This window comes from Flavobacterium noncentrifugens (assembly GCF_900100375.1).
GTDB lineage: Bacteria > Bacteroidota > Bacteroidia > Flavobacteriales > Flavobacteriaceae > Flavobacterium > Flavobacterium noncentrifugens.
On the sequence record NZ_FNEZ01000003.1, the window covers coordinates 258,695 to 279,500 of the forward strand.

General features: G+C 41.4%; 24 protein-coding genes and 1 pseudogene. 14 read left to right on the top strand and 11 right to left on the bottom strand.

Features of this window, described 5'->3' with window-relative positions:
* Positions 1 to 118: 118 nt before the first annotated feature.
* A complete protein-coding gene (locus BLS32_RS10715) occupies positions 119 to 679 on the top strand; it encodes a DUF6642 family protein (RefSeq protein ID WP_091395346.1) in 561 nt (186 codons plus the stop codon).
* Between the two features lie 18 nt (positions 680 to 697).
* On the opposite strand, the gene BLS32_RS10720 is transcribed toward BLS32_RS10715, so the two are convergent.
* Entirely contained in the window at positions 698 to 1,126 is a 429-nt protein-coding gene (locus BLS32_RS10720; protein ID WP_091395349.1) for a response regulator, read from the bottom strand.
* A gap of 227 nt (positions 1,127 to 1,353) precedes the next feature.
* Between BLS32_RS10720 and BLS32_RS10725 the strand changes: the two genes are divergently transcribed.
* The 3 genes from BLS32_RS10725 (at position 1,354) to BLS32_RS10735 (ending at position 4,718) form a co-directional block, all read left to right on the top strand.
* Complete coding sequence (locus BLS32_RS10725; RefSeq protein ID WP_091395351.1) at positions 1,354 to 2,490, top strand: alpha/beta hydrolase; 1,137 nt, start codon at positions 1,354 to 1,356, stop codon at positions 2,488 to 2,490.
* A 74-nt stretch (positions 2,491 to 2,564) separates the two neighbouring features.
* Positions 2,565 to 3,761, top strand: coding sequence for a PQQ-dependent sugar dehydrogenase (locus BLS32_RS10730; protein ID WP_091395354.1), 1,197 nt, complete (start codon positions 2,565 to 2,567; stop codon positions 3,759 to 3,761).
* 3 nt (positions 3,762 to 3,764) lie between these two features.
* Entirely contained in the window at positions 3,765 to 4,718 is a 954-nt protein-coding gene (locus BLS32_RS10735; protein WP_091395357.1) for a gluconolaconase, read from the top strand.
* 11 nt (positions 4,719 to 4,729) lie between these two features.
* Here BLS32_RS10735 and BLS32_RS10740 read toward each other — a convergent pair whose 3' ends face one another.
* Positions 4,730 to 5,497, bottom strand: coding sequence for an XRE family transcriptional regulator (locus BLS32_RS10740; RefSeq protein WP_091395359.1), 768 nt, complete (start codon positions 5,495 to 5,497; stop codon positions 4,730 to 4,732).
* A gap of 107 nt (positions 5,498 to 5,604) precedes the next feature.
* Between BLS32_RS10740 and BLS32_RS10745 the strand changes: the two genes are divergently transcribed.
* From BLS32_RS10745 to BLS32_RS10770, 6 genes are all read left to right on the top strand, one after another.
* Entirely contained in the window at positions 5,605 to 6,063 is a 459-nt protein-coding gene (locus BLS32_RS10745; RefSeq protein WP_091395362.1) for a DUF1810 domain-containing protein, read from the top strand.
* The gene (locus tag BLS32_RS10750) at positions 6,050 to 6,676 is read left to right on the top strand and encodes an alpha-ketoglutarate-dependent dioxygenase AlkB family protein (protein WP_091395365.1); all 627 of its coding nucleotides are present in this window, start codon (positions 6,050 to 6,052) and stop codon (positions 6,674 to 6,676) included. Before BLS32_RS10745 ends, BLS32_RS10750 begins: the two co-directional genes overlap by 14 nt.
* 46 nt (positions 6,677 to 6,722) lie before the next feature.
* A complete protein-coding gene (locus BLS32_RS10755; RefSeq protein ID WP_091395368.1) occupies positions 6,723 to 7,118 on the top strand; it encodes a ribosomal maturation YjgA family protein in 396 nt (131 codons plus the stop codon).
* A 337-nt stretch (positions 7,119 to 7,455) separates the two neighbouring features.
* A complete protein-coding gene (locus BLS32_RS10760) occupies positions 7,456 to 7,788 on the top strand; it encodes a hypothetical protein (protein ID WP_245699415.1) in 333 nt (110 codons plus the stop codon).
* 46 nt (positions 7,789 to 7,834) lie between these two features.
* A complete protein-coding gene (locus BLS32_RS10765; RefSeq protein WP_091395371.1) occupies positions 7,835 to 8,266 on the top strand; it encodes a hypothetical protein in 432 nt (143 codons plus the stop codon).
* A 45-nt stretch (positions 8,267 to 8,311) separates the two neighbouring features.
* The gene (locus BLS32_RS10770; protein WP_091395374.1) at positions 8,312 to 9,421 is read left to right on the top strand and encodes an acyltransferase family protein; all 1,110 of its coding nucleotides are present in this window, start codon (positions 8,312 to 8,314) and stop codon (positions 9,419 to 9,421) included.
* On the opposite strand, the gene BLS32_RS10775 is transcribed toward BLS32_RS10770, so the two are convergent.
* The 3 genes from BLS32_RS10775 to BLS32_RS10785 all read right to left on the bottom strand — a co-directional run bounded on the left by BLS32_RS10775 (position 9,418) and on the right by BLS32_RS10785 (position 12,226).
* Positions 9,418 to 11,160 (bottom strand): ABC transporter ATP-binding protein, encoded by a 1,743-nt coding sequence (locus BLS32_RS10775; RefSeq protein ID WP_091395377.1) that lies wholly within the window; start codon positions 11,158 to 11,160, stop codon positions 9,418 to 9,420. The two genes, BLS32_RS10770 and BLS32_RS10775, sit on opposite strands and share 4 nt — an antisense overlap.
* A gap of 129 nt (positions 11,161 to 11,289) precedes the next feature.
* On the bottom strand, positions 11,290 to 11,691 hold the full coding sequence (locus tag BLS32_RS10780) for a GlcG/HbpS family heme-binding protein (protein ID WP_091395380.1): 402 nt from the start codon (positions 11,689 to 11,691) through the stop codon (positions 11,290 to 11,292).
* Positions 11,692 to 11,830: 139 nt separating this feature from the next.
* A complete protein-coding gene (locus tag BLS32_RS10785) occupies positions 11,831 to 12,226 on the bottom strand; it encodes a winged helix-turn-helix transcriptional regulator (RefSeq protein ID WP_091395383.1) in 396 nt (131 codons plus the stop codon).
* A gap of 133 nt (positions 12,227 to 12,359) precedes the next feature.
* On the opposite strand from BLS32_RS10785, the gene BLS32_RS10790 reads away from it, so the two are divergent.
* From BLS32_RS10790 to BLS32_RS10800, 3 genes are all read left to right on the top strand, one after another.
* Entirely contained in the window at positions 12,360 to 12,797 is a 438-nt protein-coding gene (locus BLS32_RS10790; RefSeq protein ID WP_170227559.1) for a DUF1304 family protein, read from the top strand.
* Between the two features lie 3 nt (positions 12,798 to 12,800).
* Complete coding sequence (locus BLS32_RS10795) at positions 12,801 to 13,388, top strand: Crp/Fnr family transcriptional regulator (RefSeq protein ID WP_091395390.1); 588 nt, start codon at positions 12,801 to 12,803, stop codon at positions 13,386 to 13,388.
* A gap of 78 nt (positions 13,389 to 13,466) precedes the next feature.
* Positions 13,467 to 14,144, top strand: coding sequence for a hypothetical protein (locus BLS32_RS10800; RefSeq protein WP_091396098.1), 678 nt, complete (start codon positions 13,467 to 13,469; stop codon positions 14,142 to 14,144).
* A 2-nt stretch (positions 14,145 to 14,146) separates the two neighbouring features.
* Here BLS32_RS10800 and BLS32_RS10805 read toward each other — a convergent pair whose 3' ends face one another.
* Complete coding sequence (locus BLS32_RS10805) at positions 14,147 to 14,995, bottom strand: alpha/beta hydrolase (protein ID WP_091396101.1); 849 nt, start codon at positions 14,993 to 14,995, stop codon at positions 14,147 to 14,149.
* 294 nt (positions 14,996 to 15,289) lie between these two features.
* On the opposite strand from BLS32_RS10805, the gene BLS32_RS10810 reads away from it, so the two are divergent.
* Positions 15,290 to 16,363 carry a glycosyltransferase family 9 protein gene (locus tag BLS32_RS10810; RefSeq protein WP_091395393.1) on the top strand — a complete coding sequence of 358 codons (1,074 nt, stop codon included), beginning with the start codon at positions 15,290 to 15,292 and terminating at the stop codon, positions 16,361 to 16,363.
* Between the two features lies 1 nt (position 16,364).
* Here BLS32_RS10810 and BLS32_RS10815 read toward each other — a convergent pair whose 3' ends face one another.
* From BLS32_RS10815 to BLS32_RS10830, 5 genes and pseudogenes are all read right to left on the bottom strand, one after another.
* On the bottom strand, positions 16,365 to 16,871 hold the full coding sequence (locus BLS32_RS10815; RefSeq protein ID WP_091395395.1) for a peptide-methionine (S)-S-oxide reductase: 507 nt from the start codon (positions 16,869 to 16,871) through the stop codon (positions 16,365 to 16,367).
* The gene (gene msrA / locus BLS32_RS18690; protein WP_245699430.1) at positions 16,868 to 17,440 is read right to left on the bottom strand and encodes a peptide-methionine (S)-S-oxide reductase MsrA; all 573 of its coding nucleotides are present in this window, start codon (positions 17,438 to 17,440) and stop codon (positions 16,868 to 16,870) included. Before msrA ends, BLS32_RS10815 begins: the two co-directional genes overlap by 4 nt.
* Positions 17,414 to 17,851, bottom strand: a pseudogene (msrB, locus tag BLS32_RS18695) (peptide-methionine (R)-S-oxide reductase MsrB); the annotation flags it as partial. The pseudogene msrB and the gene msrA, both read right to left, overlap by 27 nt.
* A gap of 101 nt (positions 17,852 to 17,952) precedes the next feature.
* Positions 17,953 to 19,473, bottom strand: a complete 1,521-nt coding sequence (locus BLS32_RS10825; RefSeq protein ID WP_091395402.1) for a DEAD/DEAH box helicase — start codon at positions 19,471 to 19,473, stop codon at positions 17,953 to 17,955.
* A gap of 83 nt (positions 19,474 to 19,556) precedes the next feature.
* Entirely contained in the window at positions 19,557 to 20,702 is a 1,146-nt protein-coding gene (locus BLS32_RS10830) for a DUF3095 domain-containing protein (protein ID WP_091395405.1), read from the bottom strand.
* Positions 20,703 to 20,806 lie beyond the last annotated feature (104 nt).

A 20,806-nucleotide genomic window follows, 5' to 3' on the forward strand; every position in this document is an offset into this window, starting at 1 on the left:
TTGGATATTGGTAAACCAGTTTGGTTTTCCAAATATATTATTTATTGTTCGAAAGTTTATGAATAATTTAAAAAAAGACATTTGTAAATTTGTTTCTATAGCTACAAAACACCATTGTATGGATGACGATAAATTTATTTTCTGCCTTGAAGCCGTTCCCGATGTTGATGAAGAAATCACAACGGAAACGGTTAAAAACCTCGAAGAATTGGCTTACGAACTCGGAATCGACAGCATTTACAAAACCTGCGACACGATTGAAGGGTTTGAAGACAGCATCAATGCCCTGCTTTATAATGACCTCAATTTTAAAAATTACGAGATCATTTATCTGGTGATGCAGGGCGAGGGAAACAGCATTCAATTAAACGATTACTACTACAGCTTCCAAGAAATTGCAGAAATCTTTGAAGGGAAATTAAGAGGCAAAATCCTGCATTTTGCAAATGAAAAAATATTGGATCTCAGTGCTGAGGAAGCGCAGTATTTTTTGGATATTACTGGAGCTAAAGCCATTTCGGGCTATGGAACCACTTTCCATAAAATCACGAGCAGCAATCTCGACAAAGCCTTTTTCAGTTTATTTGAAGAGGAAGACAATGTCATAGCAATCGTTGAAGCACTGCATCAAAAATATTATGCGCTTTGCAAATTATTGGATTTCAGGTTGTATTATTAATATAACTTATTCGTTTCGTTAATGTTTGTGATGAAACTGCGCCAGGGACGGATTGAAATTTTCCCATTCTATTCGAAGCGCAAATTCAATCGACTTTGTTAAAAGCTGCATCGATGTGGGCTTTGTGATGTAATAATTGACGCCTATTTTCTTACATCGTTCAATCGTAACCGGATCACTTGCAGTACTCAAGACAACAATTGGAAGATTTTCAAGCAATGCAAACGACCTGATTTGTTCAATATAATCGTATCCTGAAATACCTGGCATATTCAGATCGATAAAAATAATTGCTGGAAAAGGCGGCGGATTGTGTAGTGCGAACATTAGTTTGTCACCAAGATTGAATATCTCAATACGAACAAGAATATTCCTTGCCGCTTCTTTAAATATAAACAGATCATCTTCGTCGTCATCTGTATAAAAAATCGTTGGAACAGTTGTCATCAGAACGTTGAAGCAGGAAAGGCTGTGAGAAACCAAAATACAGATTTACTTCGGCGTAAGGTACTCATTATTAATCAAATCCATAAAAAATAAAAGATTAATAATGGGTAGCCCATCTTTATACGCAAATATCTTATAATTGTCGAAAGATTAAAAAAAATCATATAATAAATCGGACACAAAAAATTGGAAATTAGTGTTATAAATCCAACTACAAATTATCCAATATGAAAATCAAAGTGTACCCACTGTTAAAACCAATCTTCTTTTGTGCCTTGTTGTCAATCGCATTTGGATGCAAAAAAGATCCGGCTAAAGACCTTCCCGAAAAAAAAGCAAACGACAGCATCGTTTCCGAAAATAAAGATGCCGATTTAAAACCAGTTGGCCCTGCGCCTGAATGGGGAAAAAATATCAAACCTGAAATGGCCGTTGTCATTGAAAAACTTGTAAGTCTTGGCGGTAAACCAATTGAAACGCTTGACGCCAAAGAAGCACGTTTGCAACCCACGCCAACCGATGCAGTAATGGCCGTAATGAAAGACCACAACATGACCATGCCGTTGCCTTTATGCGATACCATCGGGAAAGACATTCCCGTTACTGGTGGCAAAACACACATCAGGATTTATACTCCAAAAGCGGGAAAAGCACCGTTTCCGGTGGTTGTTTATTATCATGGCGGCGGATTTGTGATTGCCAACATTAATGTGTACAATGGAGGCGCTCAGGGACTTTGCGAACAAACAGGTGCCATCGTCGTTTCGGTGGAATATCCAAAAGGACCTGAGAAAAAATTCCCAGCCGCACACAATGTGGCTTTTGATGCTTACCAATGGGTACTCAATAATGCCGCTTCTTTTAATGGAAATCCAGCTAAAATTGCCGTTGCCGGAGAAAGTGCAGGCGGAAATCTTGCAGCAAACGTCAGTATGATGGCGCGCGATAAAAAAATCATGGTTCCGTTGTATGCGGTGTTGGTTTATCCGGTTGCCAATAACAATATGAATGCTGAAAGCTATACCAAATACGCAATGGCGAAACCTTTGAATAAAGCCATGATGGGCTGGTTTGTAAAAAATTATCTCGCGAATGAAGCGCAGGCAGCCGATCCGCGAATCAGTTTGGTAAAAGCAAACCTTGCCGGATTTCCACCAACATTAATCATCGGCGCCGAAATTGATCCGTTGCAAACCGAAGGAAAATTGCTTGCCGACAAACTAAAAGCTGCAAATGTCGATACGGAATATAAATTGTATGACGGTGTTACACATGAATTCTTCGGAATGGCAGCTGTAGTTCCGCAGGCGAAAGACGCACAGGGACTGGCTGCTAAAAAATTAAAATCTGCTTTAGGTTTGTAACTTACAACAAGCCTTTACACAAGTATTCAAAATAAAACGGAGGCTTTTTGTCTCCGTTTTCAATACCAGAAATCATGAAATACACTACAATATTTTATTTAACGGCTGCAATCTTGCTTGCAAAAGGAAATCCTGCCCATTCACAAAAAGGAATTCCGCCGAAAGATGTCGTCAAGATCAATACGACAACCACTTATGCACAACATGTCGACTTCACGCCGGATTTGGTTAAAAACCTTAAAGTTCCTGCTGGATGGGAAGTTTCCATAGCCGCTTCCGGACTTGGAAAACCGCGCATGCTTTTCTTCGGAAAACCCGGAGAATTGTATGTAACCAGACGAGATGCCGGCGATATTTTATTGCTGACCGATAAAAACGGCGACCATAAATATGACGAAGTCAAAACCGCTGTAACCGATTTCAAAGGCGTTCACGGAATTACCATAAAAGAGGGCTGGCTTTACGGCTGCAACAACAACGAAGTGCGCCGCTATAAACTCAAACCGGACGGATCTGCCGACAGTGATGCCAGAGAAATCCTGATCAACGATTTGCCTAGCGGCGGGCAACACTCCAACCGCACCATTGATTTCGGAGCAGATGGCCTGTTGTATATTACCGTAGGAAGTGTATGCAACGATTGCGTGGGCGATAAAGAAACCGCGACCATATTAACTGCCGATCCAAAAACATGGAAACGCGCTATTTATGCATCGGGACTTCGAAATACAATTGGTTTCGACTGGCATCCGCAAACTGGCGAACTTTGGGGCGTTGACAACGGATCAGATTTTAAAGGCGACACCTGGCCGCCTGAAGAATTGAATCGACTTGTAAAAAATACAGATTACGGATTTCCATTTGCTTACGGAAAACGGGAAGTAGACAAAACCCGCGAAGATCCTGTTGGCACAACCAAAGAAGACATCGCAAAAGCTTCTGAACCTTCTGTAATGGAATTCCCGGCGCACTCCGCTCCCATCGATTTTAAGTTTTTTGGCGCGGGAACGCCGTTCAGCGGCGATGCGCTCGTGTGCTGGCATGGCTCGTGGAATGCAACGAATGTCGTTGGCTACAAAGTCGAACGAATTGCGTTTAAAAACGGACAGCCTTCCGGATCACAGGATTTCCTTTCGGGATTTCTGATCAATAATAATAAAGAACGTTTCGGCCGTCCGTCGGGATTGGCAATTGCAAATGACGGAATCGTTTATATTTCTGATGATGCCAACGGAATTATTTACTGTGTGAAACCAACTTCAAAAAAATAAATCATGAAAATCATTATATATCCGATCATGGCGATCGCAGCGTTATTTGTTGCGCCGTCCCATAAAATTGAATTTGAAGCGCCCGAAAGTTATCCCGAAGGCGTCACATTCAATCCGAAAAACAATAATTTTTATGTTTCGTCAGCAAGGCTTGGAACGATCGGCGAGGTATCTTCTGATGGAAAGTACAAAATATTTTACCAAAGCCCGGAATTAAAATCAACTTACGGATTAAAGGTCAGCAACGATCAAAAACGATTGTTTGCCTGCGTTGGCGATGCCAATTACAGCAAATTCAAATCGCCCGACACCGATAAAAAACTCGCGCATTTAATTGCAATCGATTTAAAATCAGCAAAAAAAGTCATGGATGTAGATTTATCGGGATTGGTTCCAGGAAAACATTTTCCAAACGATCTGACATTCGATAAAAGTGGAAATACCTATGTGACCGATAGTTTTGCAAATGTCATTTATAAGGTATCTCCCGATGGAAAAGCATCGGTTTTTGCAAAAAGCGATTTGTTTAAGACTGAAGGTGTCGGACTCAACGGAATTGTCTGGAATCCCGGAAATTTTCTGCTGGTTTCAAGCAGTGGCGCAGGAACTGTTTTTAAAGTTGATGTTGCAAATCCAACAAATATCACCCGTGTAGAATTGCCGCAGTTTTTTATGAATGCTGACGGACTTTTACTCAATGATTCCAGCACATTGACATTGGTACAAAACGGCGGAAGCAATCGCATTTACCAACTGCAAAGTACAGATAATTGGAAATCTGCAAAGGTAAAATCAGCGACGAAATATGAAGACCGTTTTGCTTTTCCATCGACTGCAACAGCAAACAAAAATGAGGTCTGGGTGATGAACGCAAAATTCAACGAACTGAATGACAGCACCAGTGTTCCGTCAAAAAAATTCAGCATACAAAAAGCAGATTTTGTGGACATGAAATAGATCTTTTGCGGCTATCCGATTTTTCGGTTGATGGCCGCAATATCTTTTTGCATGCCGCTCAAAATGCCCGAAAGATTGTCCGGGCTGATCAAATCAGATTTGGAATCATCACGCCCGATGTGCGCCACATATTCCCAGATTTCAAGAATATCTGACAGTTTGATTTCATACGGATTGTAAATGATATTGTCCGGGGCAACCGTCAACGATTCTGCATTTTTGCTGCTAAGCCTTTTATAAGTAATGCCTTCACTGAGTGTAATCAATATGTAGGTCTTCTCTTTTTTGATCTCGCCAAGGTTATCGACATATTTACCGATAACAAAACTGAGATCATTGTGTGGCGGCATCGAATCTCCTCCGACCGGAAAAGCCCGGAATTTACCAACGCCTAAAAAAGGCAGCGAAATTTGCTGTAAATTTTCAATAAATTCGGGATCGGCATAACCAGTAAGGTAACCGGCACGCGCTTTATGCGGAACGATTTCAATAAAATTATTCCCATCGGCATCGACCGTTATGGGAAGTACGATTCGGTTGTCGTCGAGTTTCAAAAGATTGTCGACGTTGAGTTTCCGCAAATCGATAGTCAGCAGCAAATCAATGCTGATATGATAGAAACGCGAAATCAGCAACAGGGTTTCTGCTGGCGGCGTATTTTTTCCGTACTCATATTTTTTGTAGCGTTCACACGGGATCTGCAAACCGTTGGCCGCTTCCTGCTGGGAAAAATTTCGCCTGTTTCTCAAATACTTAAGGTTGTCCGAAATGTACAGCATATGTTAAAGGGATTTTAAATCCCTACAAATATAATTAATTTAGGGATTTAAAAGCCTAAATTTGAAATTATTTTATTTATAGTCATAACACACTTAATCATAACATCATGGCAGTCGCGAATGAAACAATCGCCTTGCAGCGGTTTCTGGATGCACAGAACCAAACCTATCTCAAAGCTTTATCCGAAATCAGGTTTGGGCGCAAACTGACGCATTGGATGTGGTTTGTTTTTCCGCAACTCAAAGGCCTCGGCCACAGCGACACAGCATTGTTTTACAGCATCAGCGATCTTAAAGAAGCAACGGCTTTTTTGTCGCATCCGGTTCTTGGTAAACACCTGATCGAAATTTCGCAGGCGGTTTTGAATATTAAAGAAAAATCTGCAAATGAAATATTTGGAAATCCGGACGATCTCAAACTTCGCTCGTGCATGACTTTATTTGCCAATGTTTTGAATGCAGATGTTGTTTTCCAACAAGTACTCGATCACTATTTCGGTGGAAAGCAGGACGAACAAACATTGCGTTTACTCCTTAAAAAAAAATTGCAACATGATACTGTTTGAAGACACTGAAATCTTTACATCGGGAAACCGCGGTAAAAAAATATTCGACCTGCCCGATTGCGATTTGATACTGATTGACCAATTTATTGATAAAGAAGCATCAGATTATTATTACAATACATTGTTGGAACAAACCAAATGGCGCGAATATGAAATGGAGCTTTTCGAGAAAAAAGTAACCGCTCCGCGAATGGTTTCCTGGTACGAAGAACCGGACAATTCAGAAATAAATGTGACAAAACAGGAATTTACGCCAGATTTGCTCGACATCCGAAAAAAAGTAGAAACCGAAACCGCGCAACATTTCAATGCCGTGCTTTTGAATTTATACCGAAACGGGAATGACAGCGTGGCGTGGCATAGCGACCATACGGATAAAACCGGGATCAATCCAGTAATTGCATCGGTCAGTTTTGGGGAAACGCGCCTGTTTCGCTTGCGGCACAAGCATCGGAAAGATATCCCGCAGGTCGAAATTCCGTTGCATCACGGTTCGTTTTTACTGATGGCAGGAACAACAAACAGTTTCTGGCAGCATCAGGTTCCGAAAACCGCTAAAACTATTTTGCCAAGGATCAACTTAACTTTTCGGCAAGTACAAAAATCATTGTAATTTAAATCTGTAATTTGCGTTTGAAATGTAACGCCATCCAAACCAGATGATTCAATTCAATTTGAGGTATTTTTTACTTGCCGCTTTGCTTTTCATAACTGAAGTGCTCATTGCGCTTTATGTTCATGATGATTTCATCCGGCCTTATTTTGGAGATTTTTTAGTCGTCGTTTTGATCTATTGCTTCGTAAAATCTTTTTTGGATATTCCTGTACTGAAAACTGCCATTTTCGTTTTGCTGTTTTCATTTGCTGTTGAAGCTTCCCAATATCTGAATCTTGTCGGAATACTTGGGCTTGAACATTCCCGGCTTGCAAAGACAGTACTTGGGAATTCTTTTTCGTGGTCGGATATCTTAAGCTACATCGCTGGAATTCTTGTCGCAATCTTCATTGAAAACGCTGTCCGAAAACGAATCCCAGGCATAAAAAAGTCCCAGTAAAGGGACTTTTTCATTTTCTTCCGAACCGCCGTGTTGCTGACCGGATTCCGCTTTACGCGCCGGCGTTAGGTTTACACATGTACGAACGGGTGGAAAGTACATGCCCAACTACAGCCTCGTCGACGAACTGACACCCGTCGTCTTCGTATCGGGAGAAAATTTTTTTCGTTGTGTTGCTTTGTAAAATTAGGTACAAATCAGTTCTGAATTTTATAAAATTCCGGACATTGCTTGCACGATCGAACGAATGTTAATAAAAAACCTTCCATCTGCGGAAAGGCATAAATTACAGGGAACTTTTTTTGCATAACTTCGGTGCATCAACCACAACCTAAATATGAATCCAGACATTCGGGCTTATAACGGTTCACAAGCTGAAGCCGATAAAAAAATCTTCGAATTGCTGTGTATTGAAATTGATAAAGCACTTCCTGAAGCAAAAAATAAAATCTGGCACCGGCATCCGGTTTGGTTTTTAAACAGTAATCCGGTCGTGGGCAGCAAACTCAAAGACAGTGTGAGGCTAATATTTTGTAGCGGACAGACTTTTGAAGAAAATGGCCTTCATCCGAAGCGCGCTACAACACAACTGAAAAAATTAATATTGAAGATCTTAAAAACTGGCTCGTCAAATCCCGCGACATCCAATGGGATTATAAGAATATCGTAAAAAGAAAAGGGGTTCTCGAAAGACTAAAATAATCTACCAAAAAATAATGAAACAAATTCTAAAAAACCTGATTTTTGCCGTTGCATTTATCACCGGCTTCAGCAGTATCGCCCAAACAAAAATTGACTCTTTAATCCAAAAGATTGACAATAAAGACGTTTATCTTATTTTTGCACAAAAAATGTCACCAAGAATTTCCGGAAGTTTCGGAAGTGAAATGGTTTCCATCGGAAAAAAAGCAACCCCGGAACTCATCAAAATCCTCGATGACCACAACAAAGGAATTGCTGCCCATGTAATTCTTTCAAAAATATACAATTGGGAAGAACCCATTTGCTGCGATGTAATGAGCGATGGAAGAATCGAAATCGTGTTCCTCAACGGACTCAAAATTCACATCGAAAACAACAATTTATCTGCGACAGCTGAAGACCTGAAAGCCAACAAGGCCAAATGGAAACAGTACACGGAAACTTAACCTGCATAAATCTATTTTTCTCAATCCAATTTAAAATACCTCTTAGTGGCATCGGAACTTACCCATAAAAAATTTTACGGCCTTGACCATTTGCGGGCTTTGGCGATAAGCTACGTTTTTTTGTTTCATTATTTTATCATTAGCAACGGACAACCACAATGGTTGCCGGGCTTTGCAAAATTCGGCTGGACCGGTGTCGACCTGTTCTTTGTCCTGAGCGGATTTTTAATTTCATCGCAATTGTTTTTTCAAATCAAACAAGAACGGAAAATCTCTTTTAAAATATTTTTCCTTAAACGTTTTTTCAGGATCATCCCTGCATTTCTGGCCACCGTCGGAGTGTATTTTTGCATGCCGTTTTTTCGGGAAAAAGAAGCTTTGCCGCCACTTTGGAAATTTTTGACTTTTACGCAAAACCTTGGATTAAACCTGAAAGATTTTGGCACCTTTTCGCATGCCTGGTCGCTTTGCGTGGAAGAGCATTTTTATTTGTTCCTGCCCATAATCCTAATTTTCCTTCAGTTTTCAAAACTTTTCAAACATGCTTACTGGCTTTTATTGCTGTTGTTTTTGTTCGGATTAGCAATCCGGTTTTACAGTTTCAATCAGTTGTACCTTCCGGAGATTAATGGTGAAAATCCCTGGATGTATTGGTACAAATACGTTTATTATCCAACATACAACCGGCTTGACGGACTTTTGGCCGGAGTGGCGATTGCGGCAATTCACCGGTTTTTGCCAGCAACATGGGGTAAGATTTCAGCTTATGGAAATCTGGCATTGGCATTAAGCCTTGCGGTTTTATCAGGCGCTTATTTCCTTTGCGAAGACCAGCAAACTTTCAACGCGTCGGTTTTTGGATTTCCTTTGATTGCGTTTGGTTACGGACTGATGGTTATTGGCGCGATCAGCCCAACAAGCTTTATCTACAAATGGAATTCAAAGGTTACGACGTTCATCGCAACACTTTCTTATGCCATTTATCTGACGCATAAAGGCGTGATCCACATGACACACAAGCTTCTGGAAAACGTCCATTTAAATTCTAACCTGATGCTGGTTATTTGCATCGTTTCCTGTACAATGGCAGCCATATTGTTGAATTTTGCAGTCGAAAAACCATTCATGAAACTGCGTGACAAGCTGCTGGCCTAACGCCTTTCCCCAACCTGCTGGCGCCACATCGAATAGTACAATCCTTTTCGCACCAATAGATCTTCATGAGAACCGGTTTCAGATATTTTTCCTTTTTCGAGTACATAAATCGTATCGGCGTGCATGATCGTTGACAGTCGGTGTGCAATGAGGATCGTCATTTGTTTGCGCTCCAGTGAAATGTTTTTTATCGTGCCCGTAATTTCTTCTTCGGTAAGCGAATCCAATGCTGATGTGGCCTCATCAAATATCAATAGTGGCGGCTGTCGCAGCAAGGCTCTGGCAATTGAAAGCCGCTGTTTTTCACCACCCGATAGTTTCATGCCGCTTTCGCCCAACACGGTATTGAGTCCATTCGAAGCTTTGGCAACCAATGCAGTTGCTGCCGCTTTTTTTAACGCCATCTTGATTTCATCATCGGTGGCAGCTGGATTCACAAACAACAGATTGTCTTTAATTGTCCCGGCATAAAGTTGTGTGTCCTGGGTCACGAATCCGATTTGCCGTCGCAGTGGATTGTACCGGATCTGGCCTGAATTGATTTCGTTGAAATAAATAGCACCGGCATTCGGCACATACAAACCCACCAGTAATTTCACCAAAGTCGATTTTCCGGAACCCGACGGCCCAACAAATGCAATGGTTTCTCCAAGCCGGATGTCAAATGAAATGCCGTCAATTGCGTTGTATCCGGCAGTTTTATGCCTAAAAACAACATTTTCAAACCGAAGCGATTCCAATTTGCCTACCTCAACAGAATTTTCGGGACGCTGCTCGATCGGCCTTTTCATCAAGGCGTCAAAAGACCTGAGCGACGCATCGGCTTCGCGGTACAATATGATCATGTTGCCGAGTTCCTGAAGCGGTGTGAATATCGCTGTTGAAATAAATTGCATCGCAATGAGTTCGCCTGTTGAAAGCACTTTCCTGAAAATCAGCCACAGCAAAATGAACAAGATCGACTGCTTGAGCAGGTTCAGCATGTTGCCTTGCAAGAACGAAAGAAAGCTCACTTTCCTGGCTTTCAGCATTTCAAGCTTGTAAATTCTTGCGGTTTGTTCGTTAAGCCTGCGGATCTCGGCAAATGTGAGTCCGAGGCTTTTGACGAGTTCGATATTGCGCAAACTTTCCGTGATCACGCCCGCCTGCCTGTCGGTTTGCCTGTTAATGGATTTTTGGATCCCTTTGATTTTTTTGGATACCAATCCCGTCAGCGAACCCAATAAAACGACACCCACGAAAAAAACCGGAACCAACAGCCAGTTCTTATTGATGCTGTACCACAACAAAAAGCCCACGCCGATCAGCGACGCATACAACACATTGATAAACGAATTGATGAATCTTTCGGCGTCGGTTTTAACTTTCTGAAGCACCGATAAAGTCGTTCCGCTCCTGCTCTCTTCAAATTCCTGATAGGACAACCGCAGTGTTTGCTTTAACCCATCGTTAAATATATTCATCCCGAATGCAGCCACCGCTTTGCGCGTAATGTAATCCTGTGCCGCTTTGGACAAACGCGCCAATATCGCAATCCCGAAAGCGAGTGCAAGCCATTTGGTGATGCCTTGCATGAGTTCGTTTTCGGGAAGATTGTTTTTATTTGTCGCATATTCGTCGATGATTTTCCCAAAGATCACAGGATCGACCAAAGTCAGCAATTGGGCAGCAGCCGCTAGAAGCAGAGAAAGGAAAACGAGGTTTTTGTGCGGACTTAAATATTTCCAGAGTATCTTCATTTCAATTTTATTTTAGCAAATAGGAAAATCCGTACCGGTACTTTTAAAAACAGGTTGAAATTTATTTAATAAAAGCAGGCTAACAGATTCTACAATCTATTAGCCTGCTTTTATTTTTTCGTAAAAGATTTAAGAGAATGCTTTTACCCCGGCTTCAGCCACCGTTTGGTCGTCATCGACGGTACTTCCGGAAACGCCAATGGCGCCAATAAGTTCACCATTAGCATCCTTAATGACCACGCCTCCGGGAAATGTAATTAATCCGTTATTTGAATGCTCGATCTGAAATAAAGGCTGGCCAGGCTGCACCAGCGGACTCAGTTTTTCAGTATTCATTTGAAAAAAAACCGCAGTTTTTGCTTTTTTGATCGCGATGTCTGCTGAACCCAGCCAAGCGCCGTCATTGCGCACAAATGCTACGAGATTTGCACCGGCATCAACTACACAAATGTTCATTTTTGTTCCAATTTCTGCTGCTTTTTCTTTTGCAGCCATAATGATGTGTTCTGCTTGTGAAAGTGTAATGTTCATAATGATGTTATTTGTTTTTTTAAATATATAGTTGGGTTTTTATAAATCCATCTTTGAAAGATACGTTTCTCATACCAAGTTCCGATTACAGCATTTTAGCCGATTATTACACAATAAAGCAAAATATCAGCTTTAAATTTTAAGAACAGCTTTCCTGATTTGCTATACCATCATGGCCTTCAATCCTGGAATTTTGCGTCAATTCATGAAAAATTTCCTTGTAGCCTTCGCCCCAGCTTTTCATCGCACGCAGTACTTCGAGGACGCTTTCGGCATTTTTAGTCAGCGAATATTCTGATTTTGGCGGAAGTACATTGTAAATTTTCTTTTCGACAATTCCGTGTAATTCCAGTTCAGAAAGCTGTTGATTTAAAACCCTGGCCGATGCCTGCGGAATCGATTTGTGCAGTTCAGAAGGACGAATAATACCTTTGCTGATGTTTGCCAGCAAATTCGCTTTCCATTTTCCGCCGATGACTTCAATGGCAATGTTGAGTCCGCAACTCAGGTCTTTCGGTATTTTTTTTTCGTACATTTTCTCAGATTAAGCTACAGCAAGTTACATCATTCAGTCTTATGGATAAAATTATCCGCTACTGATAATTTTCGCCCTGCTGTTTACAGTTCCCAATCTGTGCGATCTTTGCATGATCTTAAAACCATATATGATGAAAAACGCCTTAAACAATGTCACGAAAATTTTGGTCTTTTTAACCATTGCAGTCCACCTGATGTTTTTTTTGATCGAAGCCATATTCTGGATGCAGCCCGAAGTGTACAACAGATTGCTTTATTTTATCGAAAATCCCGTTGCTTTGGATTATCCGCTACAGGCGCTTGTGCTCAAAAAACTTTTTATCAATCAGGGATTTTATAACCTTTTTCTGGCCATTGCGGGTTTAAATGGCCTGCAACTTCTAAAAAAAGGAAAATATGAAACGGGATCTGCCTTAATATTGTTTCTTTGTTTTTCCGCAACGGTTGCCGGGATCGTACTCGCATGCAGCACTAAAGCTTACATACTTGCCTTTTTCCAGACCATGCCAGGAGCGACCGCATTTGCCCGGTTGTATCCGTTGTACAGGAACGAAATGTCTAAATCATAATTTATGGAGGCCGATAAAACAGCGTTGATTCATTTTTTAAAGCAAATCCAGGTCATGTCTGATGCGGTGGCGGTTATTGCTGCTGCAGATTTTGAGCAGGTTTCTTACCAAAAAAATGAATTGTTGTTGGCTCAAGGCCAAATTTCCAATGATTTCCTGTTCCTTGAAAGCGGATTCATCAGGGCATTTACACTCGACACCGAAGGCAATGAAGTGACAACAAATTTCTACAAACCCAACACGATCGTTTTTGAAGTCGCCTCGTTTTTAAAACGAATCCCGACAGCCGAAAGTTTTCAGGCGCTGACCGACTGTACCGGCTGGAAAGTGAATTATGACACTTTTCAGGTATTGTTTCATTCGATTCCAGAATTCAGGGAATTTGGCCGCGCCAATCTTGTAAACGGTTTTATAGCACTGAAAGAAAGAACGCTTTCAATGATCAATCTTACAGCAGAGCAGCGCTATGAAAACCTCATCAACAGCCGCCCCGACATTTTCAGGAATGCTTCCCTGAAACACATTGCCTCTTACCTTGGCATTACCGATACGTCGCTGAGCAGGATCAGGAAAGAATCAGCACGAAAATAACCTTTTTGATTTCTTGCCAAATGGTAGGCTTTGATGTTTTTTTACAAACGTCCTTTGTATGATAAAAATCAACATACCATGGAAAATATCCCTTTTTACATTTTTTTCGTTTTCGGACTTACAACAGCCGGCGGCGGTTTTTTGTTTTATAAAGCCACAAATTATTCCAAAGCATTTCTGATCGTTGCCTTGTGCTGGCTGGCTTTTCAATCGTTTTTGAGTCTGTCGGGATTTTATTTGATTACCGATGCATTTCCGCCGCGTTTTCCATTATTGGTCATGCCAACGATTATTTTAATGCTGTTTCTGTTTTGCACAGAGAAAGGAAAAACGTTCATTGACAGCCTTGACATCAAACGCCTGACGCTATTTTCAATCATCAGGATACCGGTTGAATTTGTGCTTTTCTGGCTGTTTGCATACAAAGCCGTTCCGGAGATCATGACATTTGAGGGACGGAATTTCGATATCCTGTCTGGGATTTCTGCGCCGATTGTGTATTATTTCGCCTTCGTAAGTCAGAATCTGAATCGCAAATTGTTGCTGGCGTGGAATTTTATCTGTCTCGGATTGCTTTTAAATGTTGTCGTTAATGCGTTGCTTTCTGTTCCCGGAACGTTGCAGCAATTTGCTTTCGACCAGCCCAATGTCGCGATTTTGTATTTTCCTTTTGCACTGCTTCCGTCTTTTTTAGTACCATTGGTTTTATTTTCTCATTTGGCTTCCATCAGGCAGATTTTCATTGAAAAAAACTAACCTCATAGCGCATTCTTTTTATGTATTTTCATGAAATCAATGACTTCTTTATACCTGTCGCTCCAGGGAAAAATATATTGTAAAATCATTGGAACATGGCTTTTATTCACAGAAATCGGTTTCACTTTTGGTTGAAAACCGTGCAGGCGTTTTAAAAATCGCTCATTGGCAACTTTAATTGACGGATAGGTTTTTTGTCCGATGTAAATTAAAAACGGCGGCGCATTTTCATCTAAATAATAGACTGGCGAAGCGTTGCGCCAGCCTGATGGATCTTTACCCCAGGTAACATCATAATTATTTGTTTCCGTTGGCGGATTTTCTTCTAGATAATTTTTCATATCAAGCCCGGCAGCATCATTTAGGATGATTCCCGAAATGGCGCCAGGTTTAATACCGTATTGCGGATCAAGAGTAGCCAAAGCTGCCAAATGCCCGCCTGCTGAATGTCCGGTAATGTAAATTTGCTCAGTATCGCCACCGTATTTCTGAACATTTGCTTTTGCCCAAAGTATCACTTCTGCAACTTGCCGAGTCATCATTTTATAATCTGCATCGGAACTGAGCGTATAATCTGGAATGATGGTGACGATGCCTTTTTTTGCAAAATTTCGTCCGAAAAAACCATATTGGTCTTTATTTCCGGTATTCCAGTTTCCGCCGTGGACAAAAATCAGCACTGGCATTTTTTTATCTGAAAGTTTTCTTTTTGTAAAAATGTTGAGCTTGGGCTGATTTGACTCTGTTTTTAGATTTGCAGAAATGTAACAGACATCTTTAATTTTCTTTGAAGCGCAGGAAGCCATCAAAAATAAAGTAAGCAAACTAAGAATTGAAAGTCGGATGATCATAATGATTCGTTTGTTATGATTTACGAAAGTTGCCTGCCGATAGTTTCCGTAAAACCTTGTAGTAATTGTTTCAAAGTTGATAAACATTTCTATAATCTGAATAACATTTCGATATTCAAATATTGCAAGATTCATAACACATGGTGTAAATCTTTGACAATCATTTTAACGAATTTCACATTTATTAAATTTCGTTACCGATTAATCAGCAAAAAACACTTTTTCTTAACTGTGGATTAACAGTGTTCCTATCTTTTAGTCTGAAATTGCATCAGCGAAAAAACAATTGAATCTATGAAGATCTTAAAAAGCATCAACCAGTTCAGAAGGGTTTTCATGAAAAAGCTCACCGGAAACATCGGACGCCAAAAGCAAGGTTTTTATCCTGTATTGATCAGCAATTCAAGAGCAGTAAAAATCCTGATTTGCAGGCCAAATGCGCGACTCGGGAATTTATTGATGCTCACGCCATTGATCCAGGAAATCCGTCAGCATTTTCCCGGATGCACGATCGACTTATTCGTAAAGGGAAGCCTCGCTCCTGTCATCCTTAAAAATTATCCTGAAATCGGAAACATTATCGAATTGCCGGCAAAGCCTTTCAGCCATTTATTTTCTTACATTTTAAAATGGTTCAAGATCAGGAAAAATAATTATGATCTTGCTATAAATGCGACTGAAAACTCCTCTTCGGGAAAGCTTTCCGTAATGTTTTCACGGGCAAACCACAAGATTTTTGCCAATGAAACCGAAAGCCTTTCAGCCATTTTTCCAGATGCTGTGCACATGGCGAAAAACCCGGTCTATACTTTCAGAAGGTATTTTCCAATTGCTCAGGCAAATAAAAGAATACCGCCTTTAAACCTTAGACTCAACGCTTTTGAAAAAGCACGTGGCAAAGACATTTTACAACATCTTACCGGAAATTCTAAAAAAACGATCTGCATCTTTACGTATGCAACGGGCGAAAAGTGCTATCCCAAAACGTGGTGGATGCCTTTCTACCAAAGTCTTTTAAACGAATTTCCGGATTACCATATTGTCGAGATATTGCCGGCGCATGATGATTCGCAAATCGATTATAAAGCACCTTCGTTTTTCAGCAAAAGCATCCGTGAAATTGGTGCGGTGATATCGAACGCCGAACTGTTTATTGGTGCCGATAGTGGCATGATGCATTTGGCGAGTGCAGTAAACACACCGGTAATCGGGCTTTTTTCTGTCACTTCTGCCGAAAGGTACAAACCATATAACGATTACAGCATTTCAGTCAATACCAACGAAAAAACGACGGAAGAATTGGTTCTGTCAATAGCAAACGTTTTACAAGTGAAGGCTTCAGACAGGCTTTTGAAGCGTCAGTTATGATTCAGATTAAATGCTGAAGTTTTTCCAAATCTGCAACAGCAGTAAATTTTGACAGCAGCATTTTTAATTTCGGATTGATGTAAGTCTCGCAGAATGGCTTTTGTGGATCATTGAAATAATAATTTAACGCTTCGGGATTGTTTCTTTTAAAATCCCTGAACGGAAGTACTTTCGTAATGATTTCGGTTTCAAAATCCTGCTGAAGCGTTTCAATGGTCTTGGCTGCAATTGCCGCATCTTTATCGGTAAATACATAAACCGCCGACCGGTATTTGCCGCGCATCGAATGCACTGAAGTCGCGCTGTGCGTATGCAGATGAATGGAAATCAGGACTTTAAAACCAATCGTATCTGGATCAAAAGTGACGATTACGCCTTCAGAGAAAGTGTCATTTTCCCCATCCGAAGCAATCCAGCCTTGTTCGACAGCAATTACGCCTTTCAATGCAGCGAAAACCGCTTCGGTACACCAATGACAGCCACCGCCGAATGCCGCTTTTCTAATCATGATTGTTTCTCGGATTTGATTTTTTCTTTGTATAATATTCTAAACTTTTGGAGTTTCGGATGGATGACAACTTCGCAATATTGCGCTTCGGGATTGTTCGCATAATAATCCTGATGGTCGCTATCGGCTTTGTAAAATTGTTCGAAAAGTGCAATTTGGGTCACGATATTTTCACCAAAAGAAGGCTGCATTTCTTTCAAAACGTCTATTGCTCTCTGTTTTTCATCAGCATTTCTATAGAAAATGATACTTCGGTATTGCGTTCCTACATCGGCGCCTTGCCGGTTGGAAGTGGTCGGATTGTGCGTACTTAGGTGTATGAGGATTAAATCTTCAAACGAAATTTCATCTGGATCGTAAGTGATTTCAATCACTTCGGCATGTCCGGTCATTCCGCTGCATACTTCCCGATAGGTAGGATTGCTGATGTTCCCGCCGCTGTAACCGCTTTCGACTTTTTCAACGCCTTTCAGCTGTCCGAAAATGGCTTCTGTACACCAAAAACAGCCGCCGCCAAAAGTAATTTTTCGGGTCTTGCTGCCGACTTTTTGCAACGAAACGGCGTTCATGCAATAACGCAATCCTGACGGTGCCGGGCCATCGGGAAAAACGTGGCCGAGATGCGCGTCACAGGTGTTGCAAAGTGCTTCAATGCGAACCATCCCGAAGCTGATGTCTTTGTGATATGCCACTGCATTTTCAGCCATAGGTTGCATGAATGACGGCCAGCCGGTGCCGCTTTCAAATTTTTCTCCGCCATCGAATAATAGACTTCCACAGCAAATGCATGCATATTTTCCAGGTTCGAAATAAGAACACATCTCTGAACTGTGCGCGCGTTCAGTGCCTTTTAACCTGGTAATGCGAAATTCTTCATCGGTAAGTTCCTGCTTCCATTCGGCAGCTGATTTTACGACTTTATGATCGGGAGCCGGATTGCTGTAGTTTGCAAACCGGATGATGTCAATCCATTTCAGCATTGGAATATTTTTTGAATCGGTTAAAATTACGGCAATTGTTAGAAAAAAGGAAATCTGAAAAGAGGCAATTCACCTCAAGAGATTGCATCAATCTGCAATTGTTATCCGGCCACTTTTTGCAAAACCGGACTGTGGAACAGTTTTTTAATCAGGCGTTGCAAACGGTCGTTGTAATCTTCTATAAGCCAGTCTTTGTAATTCTTGCTGGCTTTGTCGATGGCTTTTACATATTGCTTGACGCGCCATTCAATTTCGGGAGCCAGGGCTTCGGCCAATGCCAGTGCTTCGCTTAAAGTTTCTGCATTTTCAAGACACATCAACGCCTGTTGCCTGATTGAAAACTGGATGACGCGTTTTGGTTTCAGGTGGTGTGCGGCAACATCCTGTAAATTCCCTTCGATGTCAAAAGCCATTTCGAGCGTATTGGGAAAGCGCGCGCGAAGTTCGGCTGAAATGGCATGAGATTGCACTGCTGAACCGCTACTGGTGTGGTATTGCAACTGTGCTGCATAATCGGCAGGGTTTTCAAAAACAAACTTCCAATCCACCGGTTCGTGCCACTGGCCAAAGCGCTGGATGTTGTTTCCAATGTCTATGATCGTAAAGTTGTTTTTAGATGCCAACCGCCTTGCACCGCGCCCGATCATTTGATGGTATAGCGTCACCGATGTCGTCGCGCGGTTTAAAATCACCGCCTGCACCGTGGGTTCATCAAAGCCAGTGGTCAATATCGAAACCGATGTCAGCACCGCCCCTTTTGTCTTTTTGAACCATTTCAGGATTTCTTTTCGTTCTTCGTTTGGCGTATGGTTGTCGAGGTGCTTTATCGGGATTCCGGCATCAGAAAAAAATTCGGCAACTTTTAATGATGTGTCGATTCCGTTGTTGAAAATCAGTGTTTTACTGCCTTTTACTTTGCTTTCGTAAGCTTCCAGTAAAAGTTTTAGCATCGCCGGGGAACTGTACAATTCGTTAGAGGAACTTACGGTATAATCACCGTGAATTCCGGTTTTGAGCGTGTTGAGTTCGACTTCATAGGCGTGTGACATTGGCTTAGCCAGAAATCCGCCATCGATCAGCGACTGAATGTTTTCTCCGGTTACAAGCTCGTTGTAATGCACGTTCATCGGAACCGAAACATCAGAACTAAAAGGCGTTGCCGTTACCCCGATGACAAAAGCATTTTTGAAATTCCCGAGCAGTTTCCTGAACGAATTGTGATGCGCTTCATCGATGATCACAAGCCCGATGTTTTGCGTCTGGATTTTTTTGGACTTGATCCTGTTCTTTAAAGTTTCGATCATGGCAACATAACAATCGCTTTTGGGATCTGCCTTTTTCGATTTGCTGTTGATGATCGCATTTTGAACACCCGAATTCTTTAAAGTTATTGCTGTTTGCCTGCAAAGTTCTGCCCGATGGGTTAAGATCATGACTTTGGAACCGGAAGTTTCGATGAAGCGTTTTGCAATTTCAGAAAAGACGACTGTTTTTCCGCCGCCTGTTGGCAATTGGTATAGAATCCTGGAATGCTGGGGAAGCGTCGCTATTTTTTCGAATAGTATATTGATGTCTCTTTCCTGATATGGATAAAGTTTTTTGACGGCAGATGCTGCTTTCATTTTAAGTGTTTTGAAAGTCTAAATTACCATATATAGACACATCAGAATTATAGCATTCTGGACAAATTTTACACCATTCTAAATTAAAGTTTTGCTTTTAACATTCCCGCAGCTTTGGTGTAGCCGCCACCGGAACCATCGACAAAATGGATGTGGCTTTCTTCTAGATTCCTGACATAACACGACATGATAGATGCGCTGCTGATGTGCAAGCCGTAAAGGATCGTTCCTTCATTTTCCATTTGATCGAGCAATTGCTGCAAGGCTTCGCGCTGTATTGCCGTTCCCGAAATGACCGTGTTGATTTTTCCATCAATGACCAAAGTATCCGACATGTCGACGAGCGTTTTAAGGTATTTTTTTCCTTTTGTTGTATTGAAATAAATGTAGCCGTAAAGTGACACAAACCATTCGCGGATGAGTTCGATCCATTTGATGCTTCCTAGCCTGGCGCGCATTTCTGCACCCAAACGGTTGAATGTAGTTTTGAGTTTGAGTTTGGCGACCGAAATGGGCTGCCTTTTTTCGGGCGTTCCATACAAGTCATCGATTTTTTCGAGGATTTTTTTAAATGCTCTGGATTGCTGCGAAACTTTACATGCGACGACTAACAAGGTAACGATTTCCTCTTTGTTTTCCGGTGGCGGAATTTCGTCCCAGCGGCATTGCATGCCACTTAAATCCAAGTCAGTCGCGATTGGTGTACCTTTTGAAAGCAGGTAATCTTCGCCTTTAATGATCTGTTCGGCATAATTGAGTCCGTTGCCAAGTACAATCGGAATTGAAAATGCAGGCGCACTGCTGAATTTGGCGATCCTGATCTCATGTCTATTGGCATAAACCGATTCGACAGTGACACTTCCCACACGAAGATCGAGACCGGAATTTTCAAAAGTATTTTTCTTATACGCCAGCAACGCATTGGTGACTTTATCGATCAGCACTTCGGGAATCAGGAAAGTCGCACCATCACCACCGAAAAAAAATGGAACGGTAATGTTCATCGGAAAAGCAATATTGAGTACCGAGACAATGCTTCCGGTTGCAATCAGGTTTACTTCTTCATGTTTTCCCTGCAAAACGGCATTTGTTGAACCTTTGATATCGGTAATCACAACATGCCATTCTTTCGGAACATTGTAAAATAATTTTTCCCTTGAGAAGAGTTCGCCAAGTGGTATTTTATTTGGATGAAGATTGGAATAAAACTGGCTATTGTTGGTAGGCATAAGGTCTTTTGCATGCTCGTTGAACTTCTAAAGTTACTGAATTTGATGGATTTTCCGATGCGCGAATTCCGTAAAAAAGCAAAAGCGGTAAAGCTGCAAAAACT